At 69.5% G+C, this 20,306-nt stretch carries 18 protein-coding genes; 10 read left to right on the top strand and 8 right to left on the bottom strand.

Annotated elements, in window-relative coordinates; all coding sequences use genetic code 11:
* Nucleotides 1-5: 5 nt before the first annotated feature.
* Together ACGFRG_RS01985 and ACGFRG_RS01980 are read right to left on the bottom strand one after the other, a co-directional pair.
* Entirely contained in the window at nt 6-2,624 is a 2,619-nt protein-coding gene (locus ACGFRG_RS01985) for a caspase family protein (protein ID WP_393260383.1), read from the bottom strand.
* Nucleotides 2,621-2,995: a hypothetical protein gene (locus tag ACGFRG_RS01980; RefSeq protein ID WP_361417048.1), complete on the bottom strand. Its 375-nt coding sequence runs from the start codon at nt 2,993-2,995 to the stop codon at nt 2,621-2,623. The genes ACGFRG_RS01985 and ACGFRG_RS01980 overlap by 4 nt, the downstream gene beginning before the upstream one ends.
* 523 nt (nt 2,996-3,518) lie before the next feature.
* Between ACGFRG_RS01980 and ACGFRG_RS01975 the strand changes: the two genes are divergently transcribed.
* From ACGFRG_RS01975 to ACGFRG_RS01965, 3 genes are all read left to right on the top strand, one after another.
* Nucleotides 3,519-4,937, top strand: a complete 1,419-nt coding sequence (locus ACGFRG_RS01975) for a family 2B encapsulin nanocompartment shell protein (protein WP_361417045.1) — start codon at nt 3,519-3,521, stop codon at nt 4,935-4,937.
* 58 nt (nt 4,938-4,995) lie between these two features.
* The gene (locus ACGFRG_RS01970; protein ID WP_393260380.1) at nt 4,996-6,207 is read left to right on the top strand and encodes a family 2 encapsulin nanocompartment cargo protein terpene cyclase; all 1,212 of its coding nucleotides are present in this window, start codon (nt 4,996-4,998) and stop codon (nt 6,205-6,207) included.
* Nucleotides 6,208-6,298: 91 nt separating this feature from the next.
* Nucleotides 6,299-7,162: a geranyl diphosphate 2-C-methyltransferase gene (locus tag ACGFRG_RS01965; protein ID WP_393260377.1), complete on the top strand. Its 864-nt coding sequence runs from the start codon at nt 6,299-6,301 to the stop codon at nt 7,160-7,162.
* 72 nt (nt 7,163-7,234) lie between these two features.
* On the opposite strand, the gene ACGFRG_RS01960 is transcribed toward ACGFRG_RS01965, so the two are convergent.
* The 4 genes from ACGFRG_RS01960 to ACGFRG_RS01945 form a co-directional block, all read right to left on the bottom strand.
* Nucleotides 7,235-8,731 carry an IMP dehydrogenase gene (locus ACGFRG_RS01960; RefSeq protein WP_393260375.1) on the bottom strand — a complete coding sequence of 499 codons (1,497 nt, stop codon included), beginning with the start codon at nt 8,729-8,731 and terminating at the stop codon, nt 7,235-7,237.
* Between the two features lie 275 nt (nt 8,732-9,006).
* Nucleotides 9,007-9,384: a MerR family transcriptional regulator gene (locus ACGFRG_RS01955; RefSeq protein ID WP_361417033.1), complete on the bottom strand. Its 378-nt coding sequence runs from the start codon at nt 9,382-9,384 to the stop codon at nt 9,007-9,009.
* Nucleotides 9,385-9,503: 119 nt separating this feature from the next.
* Nucleotides 9,504-9,971 (bottom strand): hypothetical protein, encoded by a 468-nt coding sequence (locus ACGFRG_RS01950; protein ID WP_361417030.1) that lies wholly within the window; start codon nt 9,969-9,971, stop codon nt 9,504-9,506.
* Nucleotides 9,972-9,991: 20 nt separating this feature from the next.
* On the bottom strand, nt 9,992-10,210 hold the full coding sequence (locus tag ACGFRG_RS01945) for a hypothetical protein (protein WP_361417028.1): 219 nt from the start codon (nt 10,208-10,210) through the stop codon (nt 9,992-9,994).
* 295 nt (nt 10,211-10,505) lie between these two features.
* Here ACGFRG_RS01945 and ACGFRG_RS01940 point away from each other — a divergent pair, with 295 nt between their 5' ends.
* Both ACGFRG_RS01940 and ACGFRG_RS01935 read left to right on the top strand, forming a co-directional pair.
* Complete coding sequence (locus ACGFRG_RS01940) at nt 10,506-11,402, top strand: acyl-CoA thioesterase (protein WP_393260370.1); 897 nt, start codon at nt 10,506-10,508, stop codon at nt 11,400-11,402.
* Nucleotides 11,403-11,632: 230 nt separating this feature from the next.
* Nucleotides 11,633-12,292 carry an endonuclease gene (locus ACGFRG_RS01935; RefSeq protein WP_393260368.1) on the top strand — a complete coding sequence of 220 codons (660 nt, stop codon included), beginning with the start codon at nt 11,633-11,635 and terminating at the stop codon, nt 12,290-12,292.
* 69 nt (nt 12,293-12,361) lie between these two features.
* Here ACGFRG_RS01935 and ACGFRG_RS01930 read toward each other — a convergent pair whose 3' ends face one another.
* Nucleotides 12,362-14,008 (bottom strand): APC family permease, encoded by a 1,647-nt coding sequence (locus tag ACGFRG_RS01930; RefSeq protein WP_393260365.1) that lies wholly within the window; start codon nt 14,006-14,008, stop codon nt 12,362-12,364.
* Nucleotides 14,009-15,391: 1,383 nt separating this feature from the next.
* On the opposite strand from ACGFRG_RS01930, the gene ACGFRG_RS01925 reads away from it, so the two are divergent.
* Nucleotides 15,392-16,351, top strand: a complete 960-nt coding sequence (locus ACGFRG_RS01925) for a helix-turn-helix domain-containing protein (RefSeq protein ID WP_393260362.1) — start codon at nt 15,392-15,394, stop codon at nt 16,349-16,351.
* Nucleotides 16,352-16,446: 95 nt separating this feature from the next.
* On the opposite strand, the gene ACGFRG_RS01920 is transcribed toward ACGFRG_RS01925, so the two are convergent.
* Entirely contained in the window at nt 16,447-17,160 is a 714-nt protein-coding gene (locus tag ACGFRG_RS01920; protein ID WP_361417014.1) for an RICIN domain-containing protein, read from the bottom strand.
* A 259-nt stretch (nt 17,161-17,419) separates the two neighbouring features.
* Here ACGFRG_RS01920 and ACGFRG_RS01915 point away from each other — a divergent pair, with 259 nt between their 5' ends.
* The 4 genes from ACGFRG_RS01915 (at nt 17,420) to ACGFRG_RS01900 (ending at nt 20,213) form a co-directional block, all read left to right on the top strand.
* On the top strand, nt 17,420-17,875 hold the full coding sequence (locus tag ACGFRG_RS01915; protein WP_393260359.1) for an XRE family transcriptional regulator: 456 nt from the start codon (nt 17,420-17,422) through the stop codon (nt 17,873-17,875).
* The gene (locus ACGFRG_RS01910) at nt 17,872-18,393 is read left to right on the top strand and encodes a ParH-like protein (RefSeq protein WP_361417009.1); all 522 of its coding nucleotides are present in this window, start codon (nt 17,872-17,874) and stop codon (nt 18,391-18,393) included. Before ACGFRG_RS01915 ends, ACGFRG_RS01910 begins: the two co-directional genes overlap by 4 nt.
* Nucleotides 18,390-19,550 (top strand): MAB_1171c family putative transporter, encoded by a 1,161-nt coding sequence (locus ACGFRG_RS01905; RefSeq protein WP_393260356.1) that lies wholly within the window; start codon nt 18,390-18,392, stop codon nt 19,548-19,550. The genes ACGFRG_RS01910 and ACGFRG_RS01905 overlap by 4 nt, the downstream gene beginning before the upstream one ends.
* A 309-nt stretch (nt 19,551-19,859) precedes the next feature.
* On the top strand, nt 19,860-20,213 hold the full coding sequence (locus ACGFRG_RS01900; protein WP_361417003.1) for a beta/gamma crystallin domain-containing protein: 354 nt from the start codon (nt 19,860-19,862) through the stop codon (nt 20,211-20,213).
* The last annotated feature ends 93 nt before the right edge of the window (nt 20,214-20,306 follow it).

Raw genomic sequence — 20,306 nt, 5'->3', positions numbered from 1 at the left:
GCAGGTTACGCGCCCGGCGGCTCCGGCACGGTGCAAATGGACTCCATGGGGGCCGGGCTCTCCCGGTGGCCGGTTCGGATCGCTCGGGACGACGGATGAGCGATGGACTGGGTCGACGGGCCCTCCTCGGCGGCGGAGCCACGCCGCAGCTCGTGCGCCTTGTGCATGAGCCGGCGCGCGTGCGCGTGGTCTCCCAGCGCCCATTCGATCTTGGCGATCAGGCGGTACGCGTATCCGAGGCCCGCCGGGTCGTCGACCGTCTCGAAGCGTTCGAGCGCCAGAGCGGCGTGGTGGCGGGCCGCCGTGAAGCTCCCGCCTTTGCGCAGAGCTTCGGCCGCCGTTGCGTGCGCATGCGCTGCGCCCTCCTGATCGCCCCGGTCATCCAGCAACCGGGCCGCCGTCTGCGCCGGTTCCACCGCGTCCGGATGCTGCCCGGCGTAAATGCGCAACGCGGCCTCCCCGACAAGACACTCGGCCAGCAGCGCCTCGTCATCGGCCGCGGCCACGCAGGAGTGCGCCTCGGCCTGGAACCGCATGGCCTCGTCGACGAGATCGGCGGCCAGGGCACGCTCGGCCAGAGCCATGAGACGGCGACCGCGCTCGGCCGCGCCACCGGGTGCCGCCTCGGCCGCACGGACGAGTTCGGCGGCCACGTCCTGGCGGGTGGCGCCCCGATCCGCTGGTGGCACGGGGCCGGACTGTGCGCCCAGGCGGGCCAGAGCCGCCCGGGCCCGGGCGCTGCCCGTGCCGTCACCCCTGTCCGTCGCGTACCGGAGGGCGGCCTCGGCCTCCTCCCTGGCCTCCTCGGTCCGCTGCTCCTCGTGCAGGGCGTCGGCCACATCGCAGCTCAGCTCGGTCGCGAGGTTCCACCGGTCCGCCCGCGCCGCGCGTGCCGCCGCGCGGAGTTCGCCGAGTGCGGCGGCCCGCCACGCCGTGCGTGCGCCGTCCTCGCCCGCAGGGCCCAGGCGGCGGCGCAGATGCAGATAGAGCGAGGTCCGCCGCTGGACTTCCGCCTCGGGCGCGGTGCGCGAGTAGCTGCGGTAGAGGTCGTGGAAGGCGTAGCGGCCGTTGGCGCGTTGCAGGAGTCCCACGTCGACGAGTTCTTCCAGCATCAAGCCGCAGATGCCCGGCGGCAGCCGGCACAGGGCGGCCGCCGAGTGCCGGTCGAAGTCCGGACCGGGATGGCCTGCGCAGTCCTGGAGCACCTGCCTCTGCTGGTCGTTGAGCGCCTCGTACGACACCGTGAAGGCTGTACGGACACGATCGTCGTCGGTGTGCAGGTGCTGCAACGGGCGGTCCGACTCCCGCATCGCGTCCAGCAACAGATCGGGCGGGGTGCGGCGCAGCCGGGCGGCGATGGGGCGCAGGGCGAGCGGGAAGCAGCTCAACAACTCGGCGATCTTGGCGAGTTCACCGTCGTGCCCGGTGAGCCCGCTGATGTCCTGCAGCAACGCCACCGCGTCGGCCATCTCCAGCGGAGCCAGTGCGTACCGGCGGACGTGGTGGGGCATCTGCGGCATCTCCGCGGTGAGAGAGGCCCGGCTGGTGACCACGATCAGCGCGTCGCGGGCGCTCGCGTCGAGGCGGGAGAGCTCGGCGGCGTCCGTGACGTCGTCGAGCAGTACGAGCGGGAAATCGGCGCTCGGATGTCCCGCCCGGCCACCGGTGAGCCGCTGGTACAGCTCCGCCGCCAGCGCCGACTTGCCCACGCCGGGCGGCCCGTGGATGACGAGGACGCCGGGTCCCCGCGAGGCCTCGGCAGCCAACTCCCGCAGCTCACGGTCGCGGCCGAACAGCCGCGTGGCGGGCAGCGGCCCGGACGCCTCGGTGCTGCGGCCCGCTTCTCGCGTCTTCGGGTCGTCGTACGCGGGGTTGCGGAAGACGGCGATGCGCTCGCCCGAGTTGTGGGCCCCGATCTGCGGGTGCTGCGGGTGTTCGCGGGTGCTCAGCATCTGGTGCATCCGGGCGTGCACGGTCCCGAAGTCGAGCACCGGACCCGCGTCCGGCACGCCTGTGCGCAGCAGGCCGAGCAGGGCACCGGTGAACGCGGACAGCTCTTCGTCGGCCAGCGAGTAGGCGACTTCCGTGGCCGCGCTGGAGGTCAGTACACAGACGCCGTCGATGTCGGCGGCCTGCTTCAGCAGCGTCTCGCGGGAGCTCATGCCTCCTTCGACGGCGGCTCCGCTGAAGCAGCAGTCGAGGACCATGGCGCACTTCAGGCCGTGCCGCCGGTGCGCCGACCGCACCTCGTCACGGATGTGTGCGTACGGCAGGGCCCGCCACATCTGGTGTTCGTTGGAGTGGTGCAGTGCGAGATGCAGCTCGGTCGGCCGGTCGGGGTGCAGCAGCCCGTGACCGGCGTAGTAGACGAGCAGGGTGTCGGTGGCCTCGTGCACGGCGGCCTCGATGGCCCGCATGACCTCGACCCCGTCGACCTCGCCGCCGAGCACCTGGCAACTCGCGGGGGCCAGTCCCCACACGGAGTCGTCGCACAAGGCATCCCGCAGTGCCGCGAGATTGCGCTCCACGGCGGGCAGTTGGGCGAGCCGGCTGTCTTCGGCATACGTGGGGATGCCTATCAGCACCGCCCGGGAGGCCGCCGGGTCGGACAGCAGGGCCGTCATGTGTCGGACGACTCCGATTCCCCGCGGGCCCGCAGCACCCGGAGCACGTCCTCGGCCGTCCCCTCCAGCACGGTGCCGTCGCTCTCGGTGATCCGTACGGTCGGCGTCGGCGCACCACGCGGGCGCCGCCAGGCGGCAGTGGTGACCAGCAGCCCGAGCACACCCACCGCGCTGTCGGCGACCGCGGTGATCGTGTCCAGGGACCCCATGGGTGCGGGCGGTGGCGACGAGGCTCCCGGAGGCGGTGGTGCGGAGGATCCCGCGGTCCCGATCGTGACACCCGAACGTGCGACTGACGGATCGCGGAGCAACCACCCGGTCAGGGCCGTGGCACCGGCGGCGCTCCCTACCGTGATCCGTACCTCGGTCATGCGGCTCCCCCGTGGATCGTGCGACCGGCACTGGAGTACCCATGATCCCACCTCTGCCCTGCGAGTGGAGAGACTTCGCGGGTTTCCCGGTCCTGGTACGCGGCGACGCCGCTTTCGCGCCGCGTCGGCCAACCGGATGGTCCAGCCTTCGTACGGCTCGCAGTTGGTGGATCGCATGCGTCCGCTTCCATACATCGGACCGGATCACGGCCGCGCATTATCAGCCACCTCACCGACACGCCTCGCGGTATATCCGCCCCCACCCCTCGCTCGCCCCACCATGATCAAAGTATCGACTAACCAGGCGTAACGGACGCCCTGACCACGCCTTTTCGTGATGATGAGCCGAGGCAGGCCGACGCCAACACGTCACGTCAGTGGCGTAAATGCATCGATATGTCGTCGGCCGTCTCGACCAACATCAATACCCGCTGGTTCACTTGCGCCCCGGGAGCCTCTTGTCACCCCATCGGGTAACTCCAGAGGCTCCTTCTTGACGCATGCGCCCAATGGGAGGATCGGGATGTCGACCGCAGCGTACGGGCAGCACCTTGAGGAGCCGGCCGGGCGGGCACAGCTCAGCCTGGGGGTCGCCGCCGCGCGGAACCTGTCGACCACCACCAAGAGCGTCCCGCAGATGCAGGGGATCAGCTCACGGTGGCTGACGCGCATGCTGCCCTGGGTGGAGGTGAAGGGCGGCGCGTACCGGGTCAACCGGCGCCTGGTGTACGAGGTCGGCGACGGCCGGGTCACCTTCGTGCAGGAGGGGAGCGCGGTCCGGGTCGTCCCCGCCGAGCTGGGAGAACTTCCGCTGCTGCGCGGGTTCGAGGACGACAGGGCGCTGCGCGCGCTCGCCGACCGGTGCCGTCAGCAGCAGTACGGACCGGGCCAGCTGATCGCCGAGCAGGGCGGGGCCGTCGACCACGTCTACCTGATCGTGCACGGCAAGGTCGAGAAGGTCGGCACCGGAAGCTACGGCGAGGAGACCCGCCGTGGTGTGCTCTCCGACGGCGGGTTCTTCGGCGGGCAGGCGGTGGCCGACGAGCCGGGGGAGTGGGAGTTCACGGCGCGCGCCATGACGGCGTGCACGGTGCTGGCCCTGCCCCGCACCGCGTACGAGGAAGTGGCCGACCGCAACGACGGGTTGCGCGACCACGTCCGGCGGCGCCAGACCGAGAAGGCGCGGCCGCAGAACAAGAGGGGCGAGGCGAACATCGCCCTGGCCTCCGGCCACACCGGTGAGCCGGTGATCCCCGGGACCTTCGTCGACTACGAACTCGACCCGCGCGAGTACGAGTTGAGCGTGGCCCAGACGATCCTGCGCGTGCACAGCCGGGTCGCCGACCTCTACAACGACCCGATGGACCAGATCGAGCAGCAGCTGCGGCTGACCATCGAGGCCCTGCGCGAACGCCAGGAGTCCGAGCTGGTCAACAACCCCGAGTTCGGTCTGCTGCACAACGCCGACTACAGCCAGCGCATCTCCACCCACTCCGGCCCGCCCACCCCGGACGACATGGACGAGCTGCTGAGCATGCGGCGCGGGACCAAGGCGTTCTTCGCGCACCCCCGGGCCATCTCCGCCTTCGGCCGCGAGTGCAACAAGCGGGGCCTGTCGTTCGACACCGCCGACATGAACGGCCACCCGGTGCCGGCCTGGCGAGGCGTACCGATTCTGCCCTGCGGCAAGATACCCGTCTCGGACGAGGGAACCTCCGCCATCCTCGCGATGCGCCTGGGCGAGGCCGAGGAAGGGGTGGTCGGCCTGCGGCAGACGGGCATCCCCGACGAGTACGAGCCCGGCCTCAACGTGCGGTTCATGGGCATCAACGACCAGGCCCTGATCTCCTACCTGGTCAGCACCTACTACTCGGCGGCCGTTCTCGTGCCCGACGCGCTCGGCGTCCTGGAGAACGTCGAGGTCTTCCACAGCCCGTCCTGACGTCCACCGCAGCCCTCCTGACGTCAACGGTGCGATCGGAGATCGGAGAGAAGAACCGGTGTCACAGCTGTCCCGGATGACCGCGCCCGCGGCCCGCCACCAGGTGGCGCGACTCGTGGCCACGCTCCTCACCCAGAGCCGGAGCCCCAGCCAGAGTCACGGAATCCGCCCTTGGGCGCCGCTGGCGCTGCCGGGATCCGCCTTCCGGCCGGTGGGCACCCTCGTGCCCACCGGGCCGACGGGCCTGGGCACGTCCGCCGCCCGCATCGCGGCCCGCGAACCGGCCGACGACGCCCCGGCCGAGCGCGCCGGCGGTGTCCCCGAGCTGTACTGTCCGCCCGCGATACGGGACGACCGTGTGCTCGGCCAGGAGGTCAACGACCGGCTGGTGGGCTGGGCCGAGGAGATCGGGCTCTACTCCGGACGCCTCGACCGCGTGCGCGCGGCCGACTTCGGGCGTCTGATGATGCTGGCCCACCCCGACAGCGACGACGTGGACCGGCTGCTCGCCGCGGCCAAGTGCGCGCTGGCCGAGTGGGCCACCGACGACTACTACTGCGACGACGAGACGATGGGGTCGCGGCCCGAACTCCTCGGCTCCCACCTCGGTCTCGCCTACGCGGCGCTCGACCCCGCCCACCTGCCGAGCGGCTACGCGTCCGGGTGGGAGCGGGACATGCGGGACGACCCCGTACGGGTCGCCCTGCGCTCGGGGCTGCGGGACCTCGCCACGTACGCGGACCCCTCCCAGGTGGCCCGGCTCCGCCATGAGGTGGCCGTGCTGTTCGTGGGGTACGGGCAGGAGGGCTCCTGGCGCTCGCGCGGGTATATGCCCACCGTCCGCGAATATCTGGCGCACCGTCAGATCAACAGCTTCCTGCCCTGCATCGCCCTGGTCGACGTGGTCGGCGGCCATCCGCTGACGGCCACCGAGTACGGCGATCCACGGGTCCGCCGCGCCGTGACGATGGCCGCCACGGCCAGCACGCTCGTCAACGACCTGTATTCGATGGCCAAGGAGCACCACTCCGAGGGGGTGGAGTTCAACCTGCCCACCGTGATCGCCGAGGAGGAGCGGTGCTCGCCGCGCGAGGCGATCGAACGGAGTGTGGCGATCCACGACGAGCTGGTGCGCACCTTCGAGGCCGAGGCGGCGGCCCTCGCCGTCGCGGGATCGCCTCAACTGTGCCGCTTCCTCGCGGGAGTCTGGGCCTGGCTCGGCGGCAACCGCGAATGGCACAGCGGCAGCCTGCGCTACAACGAGGCCTGAGCCGCCACCCCCACCCCCCTCCCGTAATCACCCCCCTTTTCTTTGTCATCACCGACGCGGTCATCCCCGCATGCAGCAAGGAGCCCCCCGAATGACGACCACGCCCGCCTCCTCCACCGCGCCGGTGCTGCGCACGGCCTACCAGAAGTCCGTCGCCGAGTACTGGAACAACGAGAAGGACCCGGTCAACCTGAGCCTGGGCGACGTCGACGGCCTCTACCACCACCACTACGGGATCGGCGACTACGACCCCTCCGTACTGGAAGGCCCCCAGGAGACCCGCGACGCACGCATCATCGAGGAGCTGCACCGACTGGAGTCGGCGCAGGCGGACGTCCTCCTCGACCACCTCGGCCCCATCGCCCCCGAACACCGCCTCCTCGACGCCGGCTGCGGCCGGGGCGGCTCCAGCATCATGGCCAACGCGCGCTTCGGCTGCCAGGTCGACGGTGTGTCCATCTCCCAGTCCCAGGTCGACTTCGCCAACGGCCAGGCCGGCAAGCGCGGCGTGGACGACAAGGTGCGCTACCACTTCCGCAACATGCTGGACACCGGCTTCCCGACCGGCGCCTTCCAGGGCATCTGGAACAACGAGTCCACCATGTACGTGGACCTGTTCGAGCTGTTCTCCGAGCACGCGCGCCAGCTGGCTTTCGGTGGCCGTTACGTCGTCATCACCGGCTGCTACAACGACGTGACCGGTGGCCGCTCCAAGGCAGTGAGCCGGATCGACGAGCACTACACGTGCAACATCCACCCCCGCAGCGCCTACTTCAAGGCGATGGCCGCCAACGGTCTCGTCCCCATGAACGTCGTCGACCTCACGGCCGCCACGATCCCGTACTGGGAGCTGCGCGCCCGGTCCTCCCTCGCCACCGGCGTCGAGGACCCGTTCCTGACCGCGTACCGGGAAGGCAGCTTCCACTACCTCCTCATCGCGGCCGACCGCGTCTGACATCGTCATACGTAACGCCCAGGTCGCCCCCGTCTCCGGCGGGGGCGCGGGCGTCCGCGGCCGGTCTCCTGGTCAGGAGACCGCCGTGGGGGTTTCCCGCAGGGTGACGTTGGCGTGGCTCTCCTGGAAGCTCTGGTCCGAAACGAGGGTCAGCCGGGCCGTGGACTGGAACTCCGCCAAAGTGGCGGAGCCGCAGGAGACCATCGTGGTCCTGAGCTTGGCGACGGTCAGGGCGAGCCCTTCGTTGAGGTCGCCCGCGTAGGGGACGTAGCCGTCCACGCCTTCCTCGAAGAGCAGCCCCTGACCGCCCTGGCCGTAGCGCTGCCAGTTGCGGGCCCGGTTCGAGCCCTCACCCCAGTACTCCTTCACGAAGCCGTCGCGGGTGGGCAGCTTCGCACCGGCCGCCTGGTCGAAGCGTGCGAAGTATCGGCCCATCATGACGAAGTCGGCCCCCATCGCCAGTGCCAGGGCCACGTGGTAGTCGTGCACCAGCCCGCCGTCGGAGCAGATCGGCACGTACTCACCGGCGCGTTCGAGGAAGGCGTCCCGGGCGGCCGCGACGTCCAGCACGGCGCTGGCCTGGCCGCGGCCGATGCCCTTCTGGTCCCGGGTGATGCAGATGGAGCCACCGCCCACCCCGACCTTCACGAAGTCCGCCCCCGCCTCGGCGAGAAACGTGAACGCCTCGCCGTCGACCACGTTGCCGCCGCCGACCGGGATCTCCGGATAGTGCTTCTTCACCCAGGTCAGCGCCTGCGCCTGCCAGTCGCTGTAGCCGTCGGACGAATCGAAGCACAGCGCGTCCGCACCGGCCTCAAGCAGGGCCGGGACGCGCTCCTGATAGTCGTGGGTGTTGATGCCCGCGCCCACACGCAGCCGCTTGGCGGCGTCCACGAGCTGGTTCGGGAAGCGCTTGTTGTCGTTGTAGTCGGACCGGAATACCAGATGCTGGAGGTGTCCCTCGGCGTCCAGCACCGGGAGGCAGTCCAGCCGTTCGTCCCACAGCCGCGCGTTGGCCTCGGAGAGCGTGATGTCGGGCCCGGCGTGGGCCAGTTCGGCGACGGCGGTCATCCGGCCGCTGACCGGTCCGTCCAGGTCATGGCGCTGAGGGTGGAAGTCACGGGAGGTCACCAGGCCGAGCAGGCGGCCGGTGGCGGTCCCGTCGTGGGTGACCGCGGCGGTGCTGTGGCCGGTACGGCGCATGACGTCGACGAGGAGACCCAGGCTGTCGTCGGGACGGACGTTGGTGTCGCTGGTGACGAATCCGGCCTTGAAGTTCTTCACCTGGCGGACCGCCGCGACCTGGTCGTGGATCGGCTGGTTGTGGTGCAGGAAGCTGAGACCGCCGTTGCGCGCCAGGGCGATCGCGAGTTCCGGTGTGCTGACGGCCTGCATGATCGCGGAGGTGAACGGAGACTGCAGTTCGATCGCCGACCCCTCGCCCTTGATGTGCCGCACCAGGGGTGTGCGCAGGTCGACGGTCGCAGCCGAGCAGCCTGTCCGAGTCCGGTTCGGCAAGAGCAGAAACTCGTTGAACGTCCGTGAGACCTCGGCGATGATCTGTGCCACTCGTTCCTCCTGACCCGTCGGCCGGGGCCGACTGCCCCGCCGTGAGGACCGCCCCGTGAACGAGGCCCGGGCAGGCAGAGACCGGCGCAGCAGACGTGGAGGTGCCACCAACTGCGGCAGAGCCCTGACCGGCCCGTTGGTCGAACGGGGATACGGTCGTGACCAGGCACCTTAGCGGTTGACCGGGCAACTGCACGAATCGTGCCCCACGTTGGCAGCAGCCACCGCCGGGTGGTTGTTCCAGGGCGTGCGGCCGAGCCGCCGGGTGAAGACGCTCAAGCCGGGCCGGAGCTCGCGCTCTCCGACGCCGTATCGATGACTTCGTCCAGCACATCGCGCGAGCGCACCAGATCGGTGATCAGACGGTTGATGCGGTCGCGCTCCGCGGTGAGCTCGTCCACCAGCTCCGGGGTGGCGATCTCGTTCGGCCGACCGTCCGCGTCCCTCATGCAGGGCAGCAGTTGTGCGATCTTCTTGCTGTTCAGGCCCGCGGCATACAACGTCTGGATGCGTACGACGCGGTCGACGGCCCAGTCCCCGTAGTCCCGGTGGCCGCCGGGGGTGCGTTCCGCCCGCAGCAGCCCCTGCGTCTCGTAGTAGCGCAGGGAGCGCTCGCTCACTCCGCTGAGCCGGCCCAGTTCCCCGATCCGCATTCCGCACCTCGCATGACGCCATGATGACGACTTGAACCTGACACGTATGTCAACTTCTACCACGTCGGCGCGAGGGGCACACCGCGGCGCATCGGTCCAGGGCGCGTCGGCTTCATGTCTCACTCGGCCGCGGCGATCCACTCCTCCAGCTGCTCCCTGGTGGTGGACGGATCCGCGACGAGTACGGCGAGTTCGTCGTCGGGGGAGTTGAGTGTGGCGAGGGCGGGGCAGCGGTGGCAGGCGTCCACACCCGCCTGGTTCCACCACTTGCAGTGCGGACGGAGGTGGCACCGCGGTACGGCTGCCGGGGCGTTCGGCGTCGGCACGGTGCGTACGCGCTCGATCAAGCCGCAGGCGTCGCCCTCCCGGTTCACGCACTCGGACACGCAGTGCGAGGCGAACCGGAGTACCCGGTGGGGTGCGATGCCCTCGGGGATGGTGGGGAGAACGTCCGCTGCCGGCACCGGCTCGGCCAGATAGACGACCTGGCCGTTCTCCCCGGATCTCACTCCCAGGACAACGGATTCCGGACGCTCGGCGTCCCCACTGGGGCACCAATTGACCTGGTCCTCAACGGGATTGTCCACCGTGCACACCTCCGTCCCCGTCAAGATCGCGCGACGTCGGGGCTGCTCGCTTGCACACCCAGGATGGGCCCGCCCGTTGTCGTCGCGCCGCTCTCCTGCTCGGCGGCGATGGCTTTCTGGAGGTGTGCGGTCAGGTGCTGCGAGTCGATGCGTTCGGCCGCCGTGGCGGCGCCGCCGGCCGCGAGGAGCCCGGTGACAAGCGCCGCCGTGACGGCCGCCGCGCGAAGGTTGCTGTTCATACACTTCTCCTTAACGTTGTCGTAACAACTGCCACAGGCGACCGTATGTAGCAACTCCCGTTCGTGGAAGGCGTTTTGTGGCGTAGTTTTTTCGTAGCGCGGAGGCCTGTGGTCGTACTCGTACGGAGTTGTGGTGCTCACGATGACGCTTCCTCGTACGCGGGGTTGAGGCGTCGCATCACCCCCCTGCCTCGTAGGAGTCAACTCCGCTGCTCCTTGCGGCGTTTCGGTTGAGGGCCGAGGCGGAGCCGGAGATACTGGCTCCCGTTCGGCGATACCGAGTGAAGTGGGGTCCATGGACCGGGAACGTACGCCGCTGAACCTGCTCGGCCTGCTCGATCTCGGCGCCGATCCGGACGGGGACGAGAACCGCTTCGCCGGGCTCCCCGCCCTGGAGCAGACTTCCCCGGTGTACGGAGGGCACCTGGCCGCCCAGGCGCTGGCCGCGGCCGGGCGTACGGTGTCCGGTGAGCTGCCGGTGCACTCGGTGCACGGTTTCTTCGTCCGACCCGCCCTGCCGGGCATGGCCTTCGACCACCGGGTCGAGCGGGTGCGGGACAGCGCCTCGTTCGCCACCCGCCGGGTCCGGGTGACCCAGCGCGGCCGGGAGGTGTTCTCCCTGACCGCCTCCTTCCACCGCCCCGAGCCGGGCCTCGGCCACCAGGATCCGATGCCGCCCGTGCCGGATCCGGAGAGCCTGCCGACCTACGAGGAGCGGCTGACCAAGGCGTTCGGCACGGTGATGCATCCTCTCGGCACGCCGTACGAGCTGCGCTTCGTCGGGCCGCTGAGCTTCGACGCGGAGAAGGATCCGTCGTTGCGGTCGCCCCGGAGCCAGGTGTGGGTGCGGGTCAGGGGCGAACTGCCCACCGAGGCGGCCGCCGGTCGTGAACGCCTGCTGCACGACTGCCTGTTGGTGTACGTCTGCGATGTCACCATGCTGGACACGGTGCTGGTCCGGCAGGGGGTCTCGTGGCTGCACACCACCGGGCGGAGCGTCGACTACACCGTGTGGATCCATCGTCCCTTCCGCGCGGACGACTGGCTGCTGTGCGACCTGGAGACCCCGGTGGCTTCCGCCGGGCGGGGGCTGGTCCTGGGCCGGGTCTTCACCCGTGAGGGGGTGCTGGCGGCCACCCTCGCCCAGGAGGGCCTGATCCGGGTGAACAGCGGCCACGCAGCCGTCGGCTGAGGGCGGCGGATCCGGACCCTTTTGCGGCCTGACCTACGGGGATCGGCTCCGGAAAGGAGGCGGCCGGACACGGAGTGTTTCATGTGTGGGGCACGTAGTTGTGTGCGCCCCAGCACCGGAGGAGGCTGGAATTCACGGCAATCAAGGGGGCCGGGAGGTGCCATGTACAGCAAGGTCACCATCGCGCGTCATCCGATCCACCCGATGCTCGCGTTCGGCGTGCCGCGGACATGAACACCCAGGAACTGACATCGCGCCTGCTGCGCGAGTACGGAACGACGTACGCCGACGAGGCGGGCATCGCGCTCCGCGACACACCCGCGCCGCTGTACCAACTGCTGGTGCTGACCGTGCTCTGCTCGATCCGCATCAAGGCGGACATCGCGACTGCCGCTGCCCGGGAGATCTTCGGAGCCGGGCTGCGCACTCCTCGGGCGATGGCGGACTCCCGCTGGCAGGCCCGGGTGGACGCGCTGGGCCGTGCCCACTACGTCCGCTACGACGAGAGCACCGCGACCGCACTCGGCGAGGGCGCCGCGCTCGTACTCGACCGGTGGAAGGGAGACCTGCGCAACCTCCGCGCGGAAGCGCACCGAGAGCCGTCCGCGGTGCGGGAGCTGCTCCAAGAGGTGCCCCGGATCGGCCCGGTGGGCGTGGACATCTTCTGCCGGGAGGCCCAGCAGGTCTGGCCCGAGCTGCGCCCCTTCTTCGACGGCCGAACCTGTGAGACGGCGGCGTCACTGGGACTGCCGCACACCCCGAATGGCCTGGGGCGGCTGGTCGAGCCGAAGGACCTGGCCCGCCTTGCCGCCGCCCTGGTCCGCGTCCGCCTGTCGAAGGACGCGGTGAGCGAACTGCGGCCGCGTGAACACGTACGCGGACACCCGTGAACGCGTACGCCGGGGCCCGGGCGAACACTTCGCCCGGGCCCCGGCCCGTTCACACCGCGCGGACGGCGGTCACTTGATGTCGGCCTCCTCCGGGACCACCACCTGGTCGATCATCCGCTGGATCTTCTCGGTCGGCAGGGCCACCGCGAGCGCCCAGTAGTAGATGGCGAGGCTGAAGCCCGCCACGACGGCCATGTCCCACCACAGCGGGAACCACGGGTGCTTCAGCGGCCCGAAGTCGCTGGCGTAGACGATGAGTCCCATGCCGATCAGATAGACGGGCAGCCACTGCGCGGCCTTGAGGTCGAGTTGGGGCTGGATCGGGTTCATCTTGAACACGCGGTTGGCGACGAGGATGACGTAGCCGATGAGGATCGCCACACCCAGCTTCCAGTCGGTCTCCCATCCCGACCACAGGATCAGCAGGTTGGCGACGACGAAGGCCAGTGGCGACATCCAGGACCCGCCGGGGAGTCGGTACGGACGGTCGGCGTCCGGCAGGCGGTTGCGGAAGACGCCGAAGGACAGGGGCGCGCCCGCGTACATGAGCACGCTGGCGCTGGTGATCAGCCCTACCAGCGACTGCCAGCTCGGGAACGGCAGGAAGCAGATGCAGCCGGTCACGAACGCGGCGATGAGTCCGGGCCACGGCACACCGCGCCGGGTGGTCTTCTCGAAGACCTGCGGCACATAGCCGTTGCGGCTGAGGCCGTACGAGACCCGCGAGGACCCGGTGATGTAGATCAGGCCCGTACCGGCAGGGGACACCACTGCGTCGAGATAGAGGATGGTGGCCAGCCAGCCGAGGCTGATGAGCGTGGCGAGCTGGGCGAACGGACCCGTCAGGGTGTTGAACGCGGCCGTGGCCCAGGTGCCCTGGACCTGCGACGCGGGCAGCGCCGCGAGGAAGACGACCTGCAGCAGGATGTAGATGATCGCGCCGATCACGATGGAGCCGATCACCGCACGCGGAATGTCGCGTTTCGGGTTCGCGCTCTCACCTGCGAGCTGGTCGGCCTGCTCGAAGCCCAGCAGAGCGAAGATGATGCCGCTCGTGGAGACCGCGCTCAGGATGCCCTTCGCGCCGTAAGGGTTGAAGCCGTTGGCGGCGGTGAAGTTGCTTCCGTGGAACGCGATGATGGCGAACACGAAGATCGTCAGCAGCGGGATGCCGACCTTCCACCAGGTCGCCGCGCTGTTGGTACGGGCCAGCAGCCGGATGCTGAGGAAGTTGATCGCGGTGATGACCGCCATCAGCACGATCGCCACGGCGATCCCGGAACCGGTCAGCAGGTCCTGGCCGCCCTTGATCTTCAGCCAGCCCTTCGCCCAGGAGTAGTGCTGGCCATATGTGATCATCGCCAGCACCTCGATGGGTGCGACCGTGGCGGCCTGGAGCCAGGAGAACCATCCGAACGACGCTCCGGCGGCACCGCCGAACGCGTAGTGCGGGAAGCGCGCCGTGCCGCCGGAGACCGGGTACATACCGCCGAGCTCCGCGTGCACCAGCGCCAGAATCAAGATCGCGAGACTGCCGATTCCCCAGGAGATGATCGCCGCCGGCCCCGCCACTCCCAGGGCCTTCTGGGCGCCGAACAGCCAGCCGGATCCGATGATCGATCCCTCGGACGCCCAGATCAGCCCCACAAAGCCGATCTCTCGCCGCAAGCCCGGGTGGCCGCTCTGCGTGGCGGGTGTCGCTTCGGATATGCCCATGGCCCGCACCCTTCGTCCAAGGTGAGGTACATCACAATCGTATCGCTAGATCGCGCACCGCACCCGCTGCGGGAAGCGCCCGGTTCCGGGCCTGTTCTCCCACCGCGAGTGCCCCCGCGCGAGGGGCTCACACTCCCCAGATGGAGGAGTTGAGACAGGAGACGCCTCGCTCAACAGCTGGGGCACCATGCCCGTTCCGCCGCATACGCATGTCACGTCGCCCGATCGCCGACCGTGCCGGCAGCGGACGCTGCCCGGCGGGCCATGGGGGTGATCGCCATGATGGGTTCCTTGACTGTCGAGAATGGTTGAGGTCGCCGGGGAGGGAGTCTCAGGCGACTGCCACCAGGTCACGGTGGCGGGCAGCTCACGGTGGCGGAGGGCTGACGGCACCTCATACGAGATACGAGCGCGGACGTCACGCTGCTCGTGCACCGGGGTGTCCCACGACGATACGCACGACTCGGGCGGGTGCGGAGGCCGTCCCGGACCGTCCCGGCCCTCGGCAGGGCGCTGACCTGGGCAGTGGGACGCCGCACCGCGAAGACCAGGGACGTCCCGGGCTGGGGTGCGGCGTGGGGATGTGGTGATCCACACACCGCACCGCGCTTCGGTGTGCGCGGACCCGGGTGGGGCCCTGTGCCGGAACTCCGGGACGGAATCGACTTGATCTGCTGCCGCGCCGGTTGGAGGGAAATACCGGGGGCGCTCAACGCCGGCGACCAGGTGGGTCGAAGAAGCGGAATGCCCATGCGGTAGATGCCCGGATGCCCGGCATTGCGGGCGTAAGGCCAACTCCATCCGCGGATACGCAACCAGGGTGCGGCACCGTTTTCCCTGGGCGCCGCGCGCGGCCGATGGTGTGTCCGGGATATCCGGGACCGATCCACCCCTCGGCGACGGTCGGGTGCTCGTCCCGGCGTCGGGAGCGCGGCGCGGGATGGCCCGGGATGCCCCCTGGGTCGCCTTCGGGGGTCCTCTGGCGCCGGAAGCGGGGGGATCGCCGGGTCGACTTGCGGAAGGCAAACGGTGAATGCATCCGGAATGGTCCGGACCGGTTGTGCCGGTCAGTCGGACATGCGGCCGAAAGGAATTCGGCACGACGCATGTGGATGCCACCTACTTCCCGCACCGGTGAATCAAGGCTGTTCGGCGGAGAGAAGTCACGGAGTTGGCCCTTGGGCGGGACGATGTCCGACGTCTGTATTCCGGCGCGCGCGGCGGTGGAATGACAGTCCGCCAGGTCGCTCGGAGTGCCCGGTCCGGCCGTGGTCGGACCGGTGGTGCGGGTGTCCGGAAACCGGTCAGCGGTCCGGTTACTCTATGGTCCGCGCGACGGCGAGGGAGTTGTCGTCTGCCGCGAGTGAAAGGCGGGGGAGGCACATGTCCGATCAGATCAACGCTCCTGTGTGCGCACAGGAGCAGCTCTTTGCGGAACTGCGCCGTATCAAGCAGGAGGCCGGGTTCAGCTATGGACAGCTGGCCGACAGGACCCACTACAGCCGCTCCTCCTGGGAACGCTTCCTGAACGGGAAACAACTTCCATCCAAGGTCGCCGTCGAGCAGTTCGCGGCCGCCACCGACGCGGATCCGCAACCGCTGCTCGCCCTGCTCGTACAGGTGGGGCAGTCGCCGACCGAGGAACCGGCCGCCGCCGAGGTGTACGCACCCCGGCCCGGGACGTCGGACCCCGTCGCCGAGACCTCCGAGGCGCCGCAACCGCCGCACGCGGCGGAGGAGCCGGACCGTCCCGCGGGCCGCGCACCGCGGTGGATACCGTTGGTGCTCGCCCGGCGCCGGGTCGTCGACGGGCCGTCCTGGCGACGCAAGCTCGGGGCCGTGGGCTACATCGCGTCCGGCGCGGTCATGGGTGCGGTCGCCGCGGTGCTGGCCATGGGCGGCGGGGCCGGATCCGGCGCGCCCGTCGGTACTCAGGCGTCGGCCACCGGTAAGGGGGCGCAAGCGGTGCCCGCGGCCGGAAAGGTCCAGGTGAAGTGTTCCGGGGACACCTGTCTGCGCCGTGACCCGCAGTCCATGGACTGCCAGTGGGACGCGAACACCGCGCATGACACCTGGCTGCGCGGTATGCACATCGAGCTGCGTTACAGCCCCGCCTGTCACGCGGTGTGGGGGCGGATCGAGAACGGTGCCATCGGGGACGTCGTCAAGATCAGGGACCGGACCGACCTGGAGCTGGAGGCCACGATCCGGACGGACCGTGACACCTACACCCGGATGCTCGCGGTCACGGACGACGCGCCGCCCGCCTCCGTGACGGTGTGCGGGGAGATACCGAGCCAGAAGCAGTTGGAGTGCTCGCCGACCGCCAGCGTCGTGCCGTAGCACCACATAAGGAGGGGCCGCCAGGAGGCGGCCCCGTGTCGGACGGCTGATCAGAGGTCGGCGGGCCAGAGGTCATCGGGCCACAGCCCGGAGGGTCAGGGAGTCAGCGTCCACTTCTGGTTGTCCAGGCCGTTGCAGTCCCAGATGCCCAGCTGCGTACGGTTGGCGGTGCTGAATCCGAGGTCGTCGAGGCACTTGCCGGTGAGGACGTTCTTGAGCGATCCGTCCGGCTGGGGGATCCACTGCTCGCCCGCGCTGCCCACGCAGTCGTAGATCTCCACCTTGGTGCCGTTCGGACTGTCGCTGCTGCCCCACACCACGTTCAGGCACATGCCGAGGCCGCGCACGCTGTGGTCGTTGCCCAGCGTCCACCACTGGGCGCCGGTGCCGTTGCAGTCGTAGATCTGCACCGGGGTGGCGACCGTGGTCCTCCCGCTGGCGATGTCCATGCACTTGCCGCCGTAGCCCACCAGACGGCCCTGGCGGCCGGCCACGCCCACGACCTCGGCCGAGATGTGCTTCGTCGCCCAGGAGGCGCCCGTGCAGCCGCCGACCGAGGTGCCGTTGCCGGTGATCACGTTGCCGAGCACCGTGAACGGGATCGGCTGGCCGGCTTCGATGTAGAAGCACCCCACCACGGCCCGCCACTGGACGCTCGGGTCGACGCCCGAGCACGTGGCGCTTCCGTACGGGCCTTCGTAGCGGGTGGTACAGGAACCGGGGCTTGAGGCATGGGCGGTGGCGGGCAGGGCGGCGGCTGTGAAGATCGCCAGCAGAGCCGTGAATAAGGCGGCGACAGTGCGTCTCATGTGGTGCTCCTTCATTCGCGAGCGTGCGTCGGACGGGCATCCGATCGGACTCGACCGGACATGGTCGAGCTCGATCCGATGGGCCCGCAAAGCGATTCGAAGCTTGGCCGACCGGGGCGACGGGTGTCAACTGGTGTGGAGGAGATGGCCAGTTCATTCATCTCAGTTCATGCCGTCGTCATCGGCTCGGGTGTCCGCTCGGGTCCGGCTCGGACTTGGCTCGACTCGGACCCGGCCGAGGTCAGGAGGTCGGGTTACTATGCCGCTACCGAACGGAGGTGGGGCAGTGCCGGAGGCCGGAGCCCAGTCATTGGCGGAGCGAATAGAAGCTCTCTTCCAGGCCGTACGTCGCCCGGACCGCACTCCGTACAGCAATGAGGACGTCGCGCGGGCCTGCCGCGACTCCAGCGGAGAGACGTTCTCGGCCACCTATCTGTGGCAGCTTCGTACGGGGCGCCGGGACAACCCCACCAAGCGCCATCTGGAGGCGCTGGCCGCGTTCTTCCAGGTGCCGGTCGCGTATTTCTTCGACGACGCCGAGAGCGCTCAGATCTCCGAGGAGGTCGCCCTCCTCTCCGCCATGCGGGACGCCGGTGTACGCGATGTGGCCCTGCGCGCGGTCGCTCTTTCCCCCGACGGGCTGGGCACCGTACGCGACCTGATCGACTCCATCGCCCGCCGGGAAGCCGATCGCCGCAGGTCAACAGAGCGGTGAGGAACCGCCGTTGGGGCACCGGCCGGGCGGGCCGCCCATCCACCGCGGCGAGAGACCGGCTTCGGCGGTGCCGGGCCATCGCGGCCTCGCTGGAACTCCCCGTCCCGTTCGACGCGGTCGAGCTCATCGCCGACGCGGCCGAACAGCGCGGCAGACCGATCGACCTCATACCGATCCCCTGGTCGCCCGGAGTTCCCTGCGGTCTGCTGGTGAGCGCGGACCAGGCCGACTACATCGCCTACGCGGCGGACACCTCTCCGCTCCACCGTGAGCACATCCTCGTGCACGAGCTGTCCCACCTCCTGTGCGGCCACGACGGCACACTCTCCACCGAGTTGACACCGCACCTGGCGGACGAGCTGGTGCACCGGGTCCTGGGCCGGACCGTCTACACGGAACCGCAGGAGCAGGAAGCCGAGTTGCTGGCCTCGTTGATCATCCAGCGTGCGGTGTGGAATCTCCCGGCGCGGCCCCCGGACCCCTTCCTCGGCCCCGGGCCACGGCGGAGGCGGCCATGACCGACCTCCTTCAGTGCCTCGTCGGACTGGCCCTGTGCGCCTTCGGCCTGTACCGGTGGCGAGCCGTACGCGGTGAACAGGCGGCGGCCGCGCAGCGGTATGTCCACCGTTCCGTCTTCTGTCTGGGCATCGCCCTGATCGTCCTCGCCCCCGCCACAGCAAGGGCCGTCGAGCACACCGTCGCCATGCCGGGCCTGCCCATGCTGATGGGCGATCAGCTGCGGATGCTGGCCGCTTCCTGTCTGGGCCTGCTGGCCGCACGGTCGGCGCGGCGGCATGTCATCACCACCGCGTTGACCCTTGTCACCATGGTGGTGCTGTTCTCGGCAGCCGACCTCCATCACGCATCCGGAGAACTCTTCGTCGACGTGCGGCGGCGCCCGTTCCTGGCCGCGTACAACACGGTCATCACCCTGTTCCCGGCCTGGCACCTGGTGGCTCTGGTGCGGGTGACCCTGCGCAGAGCCCGGCGTGCCGAGGCAGGTGTCCAACGCGTGGGGCTGCGCCTGTTCTGCGCGGGCGTGGCCCTGGGTGTGGTGTGGACGGCCTGGGGTCTCGACGACATCCGGCTCGCCCTGTCCAGCGGGCGCCAGACCGACGGCGAGGACGCCGTCTCCACCGTCCTGGGCTTGGTCTGCGCGACGCTGGTCATCGCCGGAGGCAGCACCTCCGCGTGGACTCCGCTGCGGCACTGGTGGTGGGCGCGCCGCACGTACCGGGCGCTGACCCCGCTGTGGTCCGCGCTGCACGGTGAGTTTCCGCAGATCGCGCTCCAGCCGCCGCGCCACGGCCTACGTATCGGTCAGGCCACCCCGCGCGCGGTGCGTTTCGCCCTCTACCGCCGGGTCATCGAGATCCACGACGGCCTGCTTCTGCTGCGCCCACGTATGGAGACACCGCCGCTGGGGGAGCCGGTGACGGCTGCCGCGCGGGCGGCGGCCATCGTGGCGGCGCTGGGCAGGACGAGGGCCCTGAACGCGCCGGGCTCGCCCGCCCCGGCGCCGGAATCCGCATACCGTCCCCTCTCGGCGGAGGCCGATGACGACGCGGGAGAAGTGGGAACCGACGTCGAGGCGTCCCAACTGGCCGCCATATCACGGTGCTTCGCCGACCTCACCGGACCCGTCCAGCGCCGCCGGGAAGACGTTCCGGTGTGAGCTCACTCCGGCACGTCGACCCCACCACATCCCCCGGACATACGGGTCTTGGCTGACGAAGCGACGGTGTGGGCTGAAACCTGTCAACTGCCCCGCAGGTGCCCAGATCTGGACATTCGGGGGCTCATTCCAGCCGGGGTCCACATAACAGATTGCCATATACAGCCGCTTTATAGGATCGTCGTTGTGTAAGCGCGAGACGACGTGATGGCCGCGCTGTGGGGGCATGAAAATGCGTTTTCGGCAGCACACCGCCCGTGGTCGTCACCAAGGTAACTCCCGATTCGACATTCGAGTTTAGGGGAACTTGTGATCTCAAAGACGAAAAAGGTCGCGCGTTCTGCGGCCGTGGCGTTCGCCGCGACTGCCGCGATCACCATGGCCATGCCGACCGGTAACGCTTTTGCCATCGACCATGTCACCTGCCGCGGCGGGGAAAACTTTTTGAAGATCTGGTCGCACAACAACGGGCGTGACAGCGTGGACTGCTACGCGAACAAGGGGAAGACCAACTTCGGCGGGTGGTGGGTCGACAAGATCTCCACCGGCAACAACGACTTGATCTACTACGACGCCAATGGTGACTCGGTGAAGATCGAACGGTGGCACGAAATCACCTTCCCGAACCGTCCGCCGAAGGTCACGGCCATCGAAATCCTGTGATGAGTTGACGGGAAAGTCGTCCAGAACGGTTGTCCGGGACGGTCGTCTTCGCTGATTGTCCATTCGTGGATATCGCCGCTTCCCGGGCGAGCG

This window comes from Streptomyces sp. NPDC048696 (assembly GCF_043198895.1).
Lineage (GTDB): Bacteria > Actinomycetota > Actinomycetes > Streptomycetales > Streptomycetaceae > Streptomyces.
This window is presented reverse-complemented; position numbering and strand designations above follow the sequence as displayed.

Coding starts and splice junctions, on each gene's coding strand:
- ACGFRG_RS01945 (WP_361417028.1), bottom strand. CDS start 10,210: ATGAACAGCAACCTTCGCGCGGCGGCCGTCACGGCGGCGCTTGTCACC.
- ACGFRG_RS01955 (WP_361417033.1), bottom strand. CDS start 9,384: ATGCGGATCGGGGAACTGGGCCGGCTCAGCGGAGTGAGCGAGCGCTCC.
- ACGFRG_RS01965 (WP_393260377.1), top strand. CDS start 6,299: ATGACGACCACGCCCGCCTCCTCCACCGCGCCGGTGCTGCGCACGGCC.
- ACGFRG_RS01940 (WP_393260370.1), top strand. CDS start 10,506: ATGGACCGGGAACGTACGCCGCTGAACCTGCTCGGCCTGCTCGATCTC.
- ACGFRG_RS01975 (WP_361417045.1), top strand. CDS start 3,519: ATGTCGACCGCAGCGTACGGGCAGCACCTTGAGGAGCCGGCCGGGCGG.
- ACGFRG_RS01905 (WP_393260356.1), top strand. CDS start 18,390: ATGACCGACCTCCTTCAGTGCCTCGTCGGACTGGCCCTGTGCGCCTTC.
- ACGFRG_RS01935 (WP_393260368.1), top strand. CDS start 11,633: ATGAACACCCAGGAACTGACATCGCGCCTGCTGCGCGAGTACGGAACG.
- ACGFRG_RS01980 (WP_361417048.1), bottom strand. CDS start 2,995: ATGACCGAGGTACGGATCACGGTAGGGAGCGCCGCCGGTGCCACGGCC.
- ACGFRG_RS01930 (WP_393260365.1), bottom strand. CDS start 14,008: ATGGGCATATCCGAAGCGACACCCGCCACGCAGAGCGGCCACCCGGGC.
- ACGFRG_RS01920 (WP_361417014.1), bottom strand. CDS start 17,160: ATGAGACGCACTGTCGCCGCCTTATTCACGGCTCTGCTGGCGATCTTC.
- ACGFRG_RS01915 (WP_393260359.1), top strand. CDS start 17,420: ATGCCGCTACCGAACGGAGGTGGGGCAGTGCCGGAGGCCGGAGCCCAG.
- ACGFRG_RS01925 (WP_393260362.1), top strand. CDS start 15,392: ATGTCCGATCAGATCAACGCTCCTGTGTGCGCACAGGAGCAGCTCTTT.
- ACGFRG_RS01985 (WP_393260383.1), bottom strand. CDS start 2,624: ATGACGGCCCTGCTGTCCGACCCGGCGGCCTCCCGGGCGGTGCTGATA.